This is a genomic window from Streptomyces milbemycinicus, assembly GCF_002154605.1.
Classification (GTDB): Bacteria; Actinomycetota; Actinomycetes; order Streptomycetales; family Streptomycetaceae; genus Streptomyces; species Streptomyces milbemycinicus.
The window spans coordinates 1-758 of the sequence record NZ_MUNE01001248.1; the positions used below are offsets into that span (position 1 = coordinate 1).

Genomic DNA, 758 nt, shown 5'->3' on the forward strand with positions numbered 1-758 from the left:
TGCGGTCAGTTCCAGTCCGCCGGTCGTTCGCAGTGGCACATCTTCGCCCGCGCACACAAGCAATCGATACCGCGGGACTCCGGCGTCCTGACGGTCGATGCCGAAGACGGAGAGCGGGATGGAGCTTTCGAAGATAGGGCCGCCGCTGAAGAGCAGCACCGCGACGATTTCTCGTCGCCGGCGTCCGGAGAGCTTGCGCGAGGTCTCCGGTACGGTCGTGGAGTCCTGGCTCATCGAACTAAGCCCCCCTCGGTGGTCGCGTCCTCTCGGTCCTGCACGTTTCCCCTCGGTCCTGAACGGTTCCCCCGCCGGTCATGGCCAAGATCGAATCTACTGTGTCGCGTGTGGTCGCCGTGACCAGTTCACCACCCGCCACTATGTCGACATGACAACTTGGCGGGAAGCATTCGATCACGAAGCGTTGCACTCGTGGGCCTCCCTGTGAAGTACGCCTAGCCTTCGTACCCACTTCGCGTAGGGGGTAGGGGCCGCTCATACCCCTTTCCTCGCTGGTCGGAGGGGGTTGGGGCGAGCGTTTGCCAAGGAAAGAACTTCGAGGGGAAGTTGGCCGAAAAGAAGTGGGCGCAGACGTGCGGAAGGGTCCTCCGCCGGGCGTACGACCCCTCCGGTGACGCTCACCACTGTGTGCCCGGAGCGCTACGGAGCGCGCCCTCAGCCGCGCCGGCCGCCCCTGTGCGCCCCGATTCCGGTGCGCCCATGTCGTCCACGATGTGGACTGATGACCGTTCCCGCGAGCC

Annotated in this window: 1 pseudogene; it reads right to left on the reverse strand. The window is 65.2% G+C overall.

The annotated features are described in order from the left end of the window. Nucleotides 1–234 (reverse strand): annotated as a pseudogene (locus CCN51_RS52410) (AraC family transcriptional regulator); the annotation flags it as partial. Nucleotides 235–758: the final 524 nt, after the last annotated feature.